At 65.8% G+C, this 7,890-nt stretch carries 8 protein-coding genes and 1 pseudogene; 3 read left to right on the top strand and 6 right to left on the bottom strand.

Going from position 1 to position 7,890, the window contains the following annotated elements; all coding sequences use genetic code 11:
• Positions 1-300 precede the first annotated feature (300 nt).
• From QOI01_RS02765 to QOI01_RS02755, 3 genes are all read left to right on the top strand, one after another.
• Positions 301-1,080, top strand: coding sequence for an SDR family NAD(P)-dependent oxidoreductase (locus tag QOI01_RS02765; RefSeq protein ID WP_526378372.1), 780 nt, complete (start codon positions 301-303; stop codon positions 1,078-1,080).
• A 206-nt stretch (positions 1,081-1,286) separates the two neighbouring features.
• The gene (locus QOI01_RS02760) at positions 1,287-2,090 is read left to right on the top strand and encodes a transglutaminase-like domain-containing protein (protein ID WP_526378370.1); all 804 of its coding nucleotides are present in this window, start codon (positions 1,287-1,289) and stop codon (positions 2,088-2,090) included.
• An 80-nt stretch (positions 2,091-2,170) separates the two neighbouring features.
• Positions 2,171-2,398 (top strand): hypothetical protein, encoded by a 228-nt coding sequence (locus QOI01_RS02755; RefSeq protein WP_526378368.1) that lies wholly within the window; start codon positions 2,171-2,173, stop codon positions 2,396-2,398.
• Between the two features lie 13 nt (positions 2,399-2,411).
• Here the strand turns inward: QOI01_RS02755 and QOI01_RS02750 are convergent, their stop codons facing one another.
• The 6 genes and pseudogenes from QOI01_RS02750 to QOI01_RS02725 form a co-directional block, all read right to left on the bottom strand.
• Complete coding sequence (locus QOI01_RS02750) at positions 2,412-3,149, bottom strand: TetR/AcrR family transcriptional regulator (protein ID WP_526378366.1); 738 nt, start codon at positions 3,147-3,149, stop codon at positions 2,412-2,414.
• A 32-nt stretch (positions 3,150-3,181) separates the two neighbouring features.
• On the bottom strand, positions 3,182-3,925 hold the full coding sequence (locus QOI01_RS02745; RefSeq protein WP_526378364.1) for a creatininase family protein: 744 nt from the start codon (positions 3,923-3,925) through the stop codon (positions 3,182-3,184).
• 46 nt (positions 3,926-3,971) lie between these two features.
• Entirely contained in the window at positions 3,972-5,363 is a 1,392-nt protein-coding gene (gene glnT, locus QOI01_RS02740; protein WP_526378362.1) for a type III glutamate--ammonia ligase, read from the bottom strand.
• A gap of 286 nt (positions 5,364-5,649) precedes the next feature.
• On the bottom strand, positions 5,650-6,393 hold the full coding sequence (locus tag QOI01_RS02735) for a sensor domain-containing protein (RefSeq protein WP_526378360.1): 744 nt from the start codon (positions 6,391-6,393) through the stop codon (positions 5,650-5,652).
• A gap of 88 nt (positions 6,394-6,481) precedes the next feature.
• Positions 6,482-7,498 (bottom strand): aminotransferase class IV, encoded by a 1,017-nt coding sequence (locus QOI01_RS02730; RefSeq protein ID WP_526378358.1) that lies wholly within the window; start codon positions 7,496-7,498, stop codon positions 6,482-6,484.
• 30 nt (positions 7,499-7,528) lie between these two features.
• Positions 7,529-7,890 (bottom strand): annotated as a pseudogene (locus tag QOI01_RS02725) (APC family permease); the annotation flags it as partial.

Raw genomic sequence — 7,890 nt, 5'->3', positions numbered from 1 at the left:
CGAAACCGACGAACACGGGCAGCAGAACCGCCATGAAAGCCGTGATGAACAACCGGCGCACAAAGATCTCCTCATCGTCAACGGGGGCCGCTGTTCATAGGTTTGGCCCCTCGAGCATTCGGAGCCGTAGCGCCGTGGGATGGGTTTCTCACATCTTCCGGCGCCGCCTCGCGTCATTGCCCAGGCGGAACGGTCCCTGCAAAACGGTTCCACACTCTCCTGGGAATGTCATGTGAAAGCAAGTCGGACTAACGAGTCGGTGCGGGGATAGCCCGCGCCCCGCGGGGGTAATACTGCTTCGTGCACATCGACCTGACCGGTAAGACCGCCCTCGTCACCGGCTCCACCCAGGGCATCGGCCTGGCGATCGCCGAGGGTCTGGCGGGCAGTGGCGCCCGGGTCGTGGTGAACGGCCGTACCGCGGCCCGAGTCGAGGAGGCCGCTGCCACGTTTGAGGGTGACGTCGTCGGCATCGCCGCCGACGTCACCACCGCCGACGGGGTCGCCGAGCTGGTGAGTGAACTGCCGGACGTCGACGTGCTCATCAACAACCTCGGTATCTTCGGCGCGGTCCCGGCTCGGGAGATCACCGACGACGAGTGGCGCCGCTACTTCGACGTGAACGTGCTGTCCGCCGTCCGCCTCATCCGGATGTATCTGCCGGCGATGACCGAACGGGGCTGGGGCCGGGTCATCCAGATCGCCAGCGACTCCGCGATCGTCATCCCCGAGGAGATGATCCATTACGGGACGTCGAAGACGGCGTTGCTGGCGGTGTCGCGGGGATTCGCCAAGGACGCGGCGGGAACGGGCGTCACCGTCAACTCCGTGATCGCCGGCCCGACGCACACCGCGGGCGTTGAGGACTTCGTCTACCAACTGGTCGATGCGTCACTACCGTGGGATGAGGCGCAGCGCGAGTTCATGCGAAAGCACCGCCCGCAGTCGCTGATTCAGCGCCTGATCGAACCCGACGAGATCGCGGCGATGGTCACCTATCTCAGCTCACCGCTCGCGTCCGCGACCACCGGCGCCGCCGTGCGTGTCGATGGTGGTTACGTGGACTCGATCATCCCCTGAAGCGTGTCGAAGAACTTCGCGTGTTGTTCGGCACCGCCCTCCTCGGGCGTCCGCCGATTCAGGCCGCGAGCGTCACGTCGGTGTGAGCTTGGCCGACACGTGCCCCATTCGTGTTTGGCCAGGGTCCTCGCCGGGTAACGATCAGCCGACACGATGCGCTTGCCGCGCTTCTCCCGAATACGAGCACGGAAAGTCTTGGTGGTCCCATGAGGCGTGAGGTCGGCGCTCAGCTGCAGGTCGAGGTCTTCGACCCGACGACGCTCGAGTTCCAGATTGCGGTCGCACCGCAACCGGGTGCCGAGGTCACCGAGGAGTTGTCATTCACGTTGAACGGCAACGCAATCGAGCCGACCGAGCTGGTCGGTCAACACGGCACCCGCATCCACAAGTTCGACTCCGGCAAGGGCACGGTGCTGGCGAACTACTCGGCGACGGTCATCGGCCAGGCCGAGCCGGCGCCGGTCACCGAAATCGACCTCTCCACGTACCTACGGCCCAGTCGCTACGCCGAGGCGGACAAGTTCTATGGGTTCGCCGCAACGGAATTCGGCAACCTGGCCAAGTCCGACACGCTGTTGGAGAAGGTGTCGTCCTGGGTGGGCACGCGGTTGCAGTACGTTCCCGGCTCCAGTGATCCCATCGACGGCGCGGCCGACACCGTCCTCGCGGGCACTGGTGTGTGCCGTGACTACGCGCATCTGGTGATCGCGCTCTTGCGTGCCGTCAACGTGCCCGCCCGCCTCGTCGCGATCTACGCGCCGGGCTGCTACCCGATGGACTTCCACGCCGTCGCCGAGGCCTACGTCGACGGAATGTGGCGGGTGGTCGACGCGACGTGCCTGGCACCCCGGCAGACGATGGTGCGCATCGCGACCGGCCGCGATGCCGCCGACACCGCGTTCCTCGACAACCACGGCGGGGGCATCAATCTCACCAGCATGAATGTCAACGCATGGGTCGAGGGAATGCTGCCCTTGGACTCCGTCGAGGATCTCGTCTCACTCGGCTAAGCGCACACCCAGGGACGTCCAGGTTGGTCGCCTAGAGTTCGGCGCATGGTGACTGGTGCTCGGTTCGGGACGACGGGGACGTGTCGGGTGCGAGCGTGAGGTGGATCTCGGTGGCGGCGGTGCATCCGGAAGCGGTCGGCATCATCCCGCGCGGCGGACCGGCAATCGCGATTCTGGTCGCGGGTATCTTCGTCGCAGTGGTCGGTGCAATCGTCGCCATGGAGAAACAAGGCAGGCCGTTCGTGTGGGCGGTCATCGGCTTCGTCGTCACGATCGTCATTGCCAGCGCAGCCCTCGCCGTGATCTGAATCTGCGGAGCGCTCAGTCGGATTGGCGTTGGCTGACGCGCAGCGCGAGCGCCGTGTCACCGAACTGGGCCGCCTGAGCGCTGACGCGGGAGATGTCACTGGGTCGTTTCAACAGGCCCCGGACGGCGATGACAGCGACCTGCTCGGCGACCCGGATGGCCTCGTCCACGCGGTCACCCTCATCGGCGTGCAGTCGGGTTCGCTTCTGGGCGCCCTCGTCGAAGTTCAGGAGCAGCCCCGCCGTCTCGTCCTTGTCGCAGTCGATGAACTTGCCCTCGCTCATCGCGGCGGCGATGAGGTCGGCAACCCACTGCTTGAGCCGCTCGTAGTCGGTCCAGAACTGCTCGAACTCGGCGCGCTGATCGTGCGCGATCCGCTGGATCTCGTTGAAGTCGATCGGTGACAACGCGAGCTGCAGGGTGTCGAATCGCAACAGCCGGTACAACTTCACCGCAGGCGAGCCCGAGCCGGCGCCCACCTCGGCGATGAACTGAAGCGGTGCCCGGTTGACCAGCAGCGTCTCCTGTAGCAGTCCTTCCTTATTGCGGAACCAGTAATACAGCGAGGACTGCTGCAGGCCGCAGGCGCGGGCGATGTCGCTCATGGTGGTCTGGGCGTAGCCCTTTTCGGAGAACAGCTTGGTCGCCGCGTTGATGATGCGTGCCCGCGGGGAATCGGTCGGCGCCTCATCAGCCTCACCGCGGGACTGTGCGACGGCGCGCACCTGAGCACGTGGTTCCTGAGACGGCACGCCAGGAATGCTACGGCGTGAGTCGATCGGCACTACGTCAATGGCGGTACCTCGTCGTGCGCCCGTGCCACCGTCTCGCGGGCCGCGGCGACCACGTCGTTCCACAGAACTAGCCCGAACTCCTTCGTTGCCCGCGAAGGGTATCCGGTGACCCCGTTGGTGGAGACGTGTTGCACCGGATAGCGAAAGACCACGCCCGCGGTGCGGTCGGGATCGTCGGCGTCGCGCATCTGTTCCACGTCGACGAGTTCGGGCCGCAGCACCAACATCAGTGAGGTCTCGGCGGCGTTGGCGTGCCAGTCGACCGCGTCTGCGGTGGCGCGGCGGGCGATCTCGGGGGTCAGGTCCCACCACTGCATGACGCCCACTCCTCGGTCGGGGAATCGGCGGCGGAAGTTGTCGCAGGCGATCCACAGGGGTGCGGCGTTGCCGACGTGGCCGTTGACGAACAGCACCCGCCTAGCACCGGAGGCGACGCAGGATTCGGCGACGTGGAAGGCCGCGGCGGCGGTGTCCTCTCCCGATTGGGCGATGGTGCCCGCCAACTCCGTACCGTGAAAGTGGCTGGCGCCGAACGCCACTGCCGGCAGGACCAACGCCGACCCACCGGCCGCCGCATCGGCGAGTTCGGTGGCGACGATGGTGTCGGTCCCGACCGGGAGGTGCGGGCCGTGCTGTTCGGTGGCGCCGACGGGAATCAGGACGACCGTGTCGGGGTCGGCGGCGAAGCGCTGAGCGAGCGCGACGGTGGACAGTTCCGCCCAGTGGTGGCTCACCGCGATGTCACCCCCACCGCGACGGCCACGGGATCCCCCGTCACCATCAGAAGAACCTCAGGTAGCGGTCGGTTTCCCAGGCCGACACGTGAGCGGTGTAGGAATCCCATTCCAGCCGCTTCTCCGAGACGAACGAGTCGAACATCACCTCGCCGAACACCGACCGGGCCAACGGGTCACGCTCCAACGCGTCGATGGCCGCATCCAAGGACCTTGGCAACCAACCGATCCCGCGGTCGACGAGGTCGGTGTCGGACAGCCGGTAGAGGTTGTCGCGGTTGGGCTTCCCTGGGTCCAGACCCTCGCGGATCCCCTCAAGGCCCGCCGCCAGCATCAACGCGGCACCGAGGTAGGGGTTGTTTGCGCTGTCGGCGGCGCGGCACTCGACGCGTCCACCACCGCGCGGGATCCGCAGCATGTTCGTCCGGTTGTTGTCGCCGTAGCACGCGAAGATCGGCGCCCAGGTGAGCCCGGACATGCTGCCCTGCTTGACGAGTCGCTTGTAGCTGTTCACGGTGGGCGCGATCACCGCGCAGATCGCCTGGGCGTGGCGCAGCACACCGGCGATGAACTGATACCCCAGGGTGGAGAGTCCGCATTCGCGCGGGTCGTCGCTCGCCTCGAAGAGGTTGGCGCCGTCGTCGCCGGCCAGTGACATGTTGTAGTGCGCACCGCTTCCGGTGCGGTCGGCGAACGGTTTGGGCATCCAGGAGGCGAACAGTCCGTGCTTGCGGGCGATCTCGCCGACCATCATCCGGAAGAACACGAAGCGGTCGGACATCGACACCGCGTCGGTGTAGGTGAAGTCGGTCTCGAACTGTCCGTTGCCGTCCTCGTGGTCGAACGAGTAGACGTCCCAACCCAATTCGTTCATCGCCGAGACGATCTCGTCGACCACCGGATAGTTGTGCAAGAGACCACGCAGGTCGTAGCAGGGCTTGTCGAGGTCGTCGTCGAGGCTGGCGGGCGACGGCGTGCCGACGCGGTCGTCGGTGAGTAGGAAGAACTCCGTTTCGATGCCCAGGTTGAACGTGTAGCCCAGCGAGGCGGCGTCAGCGGTGACCCGTTTGAGGATCTGCCGACTGCACGCCTCGAACGGGGTGTCGCCGATCCAGAGGTCCCCGGGGAACCAGGCGACTTCCCGGTTGAAAGGCGTGATGATGGCCGCGGCCAGGTCGGGGTGCGGGGCCACTTCGTCGTCGTTGACGTCCTGCGGCACCCCGTCCAGCGCGGCGCCGGTGAACATCTCCGAACCCGTCGCGGCCTGGCCGAGATGGTTCAGGGGCACCATCTTCGCCTTCGGCTTGCCGTGCATGTCGACGAAGCTGATCGCCGCGTACTTGACTCCCGATTCCGCCAGCCGTTCGGCAACACCGTGCGCCTGGGCGGCGACGCCTGACCGTGCACCGATGGTGCGCTGTTCGATGAGTGATGCCATGTGTTGTTCCTGGTGACCTCGAGGGTGGGCCACGCCCACCGGGGCTGATCAAGGTGAGTCACCGACGTTGTGACGACCCGACGCTAAGCGCGGTCTGTTGCCGGGCCGTTTCGTCGCGGTGAATGACTTATTGAAGCTTTTAGAGCCTTGATGGTCGCTGTGAGACACAGTGACCTCTGCTTTCTGTGATAGCCATCAATACAGTATTGAGAGATGCCCAAACCGCCCGTGATGCACGGGATCACCGTGGTCGTCCGCCGTCCGCCGTCGTCCGGCGACTGGCTGGCTAACGGATCTTGGCGAGGATGTCGGTGGCGACGGTCGCGCCCTCGGCGTCGATCGTTGGCCCGCAGGCTCGCACGTCGACGATGACGTCGGCCTTCACTCCCAGGGCGCGTTGACATTGCCGCTGATCGTCGCCGAAGGTCAGGGTGATCAGGTCGCCGTCCACCCGGGGGACGCCGAGGGTGTGGTGTTGGGTCTTGTCGGCGCGGGGGAAGAACGCCGTGAGCTTGCGTCCCGCGCAGGCATTCCAGTCGTGGGTCTGCCGGGCGAAGAAGTGCTGAGCATCGGCGGCCGAGGGAAAGATGCTCGCGGCCTGCGCCAGGTGCTTGTTCTGGCGGGTTTGTTCGACGACGTTCTGGTCGGCCATGGTGGTGTACCTCGGACTGACCTGCGCCATCGTGAAATCGTCGAACGGGTCGAAGGCCCCCGTGCATTCGGTCGGGTAGACCGTGACCCCCGTGGCGGGTAGGTCAGCTGCCAAGCCTTCGTCGACCATCGACGTCTTCATCACCGCGCCGACGTCCTCGGCGCTCAGCAGCAGATCGGCGGCAATCGGCGTCGGCCTCGGTTGCCTCGAAGTAGGCGAAGATGCGGAACCGCCTGAGGGCGAGTCAGTGCCCCCGAGCGCGGTGCTCACGACGCCGGTGGCGACCGCGAAGACCACCACGACCATCACGGTGACGAACACCCACCAGGGGCGGGCTCGGCCGGGGCGATACGAATCCTGGCCCCATTGACCACCCATGCACGACCTCCCTTGCCCGCAACGGTGGCCTGATCCTACGGCCGACCGCACATCCGTGACGGCCTCTTGCGAGCAAGGGAGCTGACGGTCAGTAGTTGATGGCTTCGATCAGTGGGCTTGGTTCGTCCATCAACGCCCAGAAGCGGTCTCGGATGGCGACGGTGATGGGGCCGGGTGTGCCGTCGCCGATCTTGTCCCCGTCGAGGGTGTTGATGGGGGTGACGCCGCCTGCGGTGGTGACGGCCATCAGTTCGTCGGCGTCGTAGAGTTCGTGGCTGGTGACGTCGCGCAGGGTGGCTTCGATGCCCATCTGGTTGGCGAGTTCGTACACGGTCTTGCGGGTGATGCCGGGCAGTGCGTTGCGTGAGGGTGAGGCGAGCTTGCCGTCCTTGACGATGACGACGTTGAAGCCGGGTCCTTCGGCGACGCAGTTGTCGGAGTCCATGAGGATCGCGGTGCGGGCGCCGCGGTCCTTGGCCTCGAAGCTGGCGGCGGTGAGGTCGCCCCACTGGTAGTTCTTGATGGTCGGGTCGACGGTGTTGCGGCCGGCGCGGCGGACGTGGCGCGGCACGATGGCGGTGGTGCCGTAGATCTGCTCAGCGGGAGGGAACGCCCACAGGTAGGGGATGGCATAGATGTACACCTGGTGGGTGAGTTTGGAGAGGTCCTTCTCACCCTTCTTCTTTCCGTAGCCGCGCGTCACGCTCAGGTTGACGAAGGATTCGCGCAGTTGCGACATCGAAACGCACTTCTTGGTGATCTCGGCGAGTTCGCCCGGGCTCATGCCTGCGTCGAGGCGCAGTTTGCGGGCGCCGTCGAGGAGGCGGTCGATGTGATCGTCGAGGCGAAAGATGTTGCCGTGCCAGACGTGGGCGACGGTGTAGGTGACGTCGGAGTGTCCGAACCCGGTGTCGAAGATGGAGATCTTGGCGTCTTCGGCGGGGATGTATTCGCCTTCGATCCAGGCCACTCCGCCCGCGAAGGGGGTGGAGGTGTCGAGTTCGTAGTCGCTGTACTGGATCACCGATCCCCGGGGGGTGTCCTCGCGGATGGCACCGGGCTCGACGGCGACCAGGTTGCTCGAGAGGGACTGTGTGACGGTCATGATGTCGATTCCTTTGGTAGCTAGGGATTTTCAGGAGGCGTGGGTCTTGGCGTAGTCCGGTCCGGCCTCGCCGGTGGCGAGCCGCTTGCGCAGTCCGGTGAAGGCCCAGAGCGTGGCGAGCACTAGCAGGCCGAGGAACACGTAGCCGTTGTTGGCGAACTGCGGCAGGAAGATCAGTGCGGCGCACACCAGGAAGAAGCAGATGAAGGCGAGGACGGCCACCGGGACGCGCGCCCTGCCGAGGTCGAATGTCCCCGGCTCGGGCGTCGGGATGGTTCCGCGACGGCTGGCGATCATCACGGCGACGGTCTGCAGCAGGTACATCGCGCAGACTGCCAGCGACGAGAGTCCGAGGATGAGGAAGAACGCCTTCTCGCTGACCAGTGCAAAGA

The sequence above is a fragment of the Mycobacterium sp. genome, from assembly GCF_032162605.1.
GTDB lineage: Bacteria > Actinomycetota > Actinomycetes > Mycobacteriales > Mycobacteriaceae > Mycobacterium.
The sequence above is the reverse complement of the archived record's forward strand: the minus strand, read 5'-3'. Positions and strand labels throughout refer to the sequence as shown.

Bases quoted from the DNA above. Each gene is read 5' to 3' on its own strand.
- QOI01_RS02735 (WP_526378360.1), bottom strand. From the start codon at position 6,393: ATGGGTGGTCAATGGGGCCAGGATTCGTATCGCCCCGGCCGAGCCCGC.
- QOI01_RS02730 (WP_526378358.1), bottom strand. From the start codon at position 7,498: ATGACCGTCACACAGTCCCTCTCGAGCAACCTGGTCGCCGTCGAGCCC.
- glnT (WP_526378362.1), bottom strand. From the start codon at position 5,363: ATGGCATCACTCATCGAACAGCGCACCATCGGTGCACGGTCAGGCGTC.
- QOI01_RS02760 (WP_526378370.1), top strand. From the start codon at position 1,287: ATGAGGCGTGAGGTCGGCGCTCAGCTGCAGGTCGAGGTCTTCGACCCG.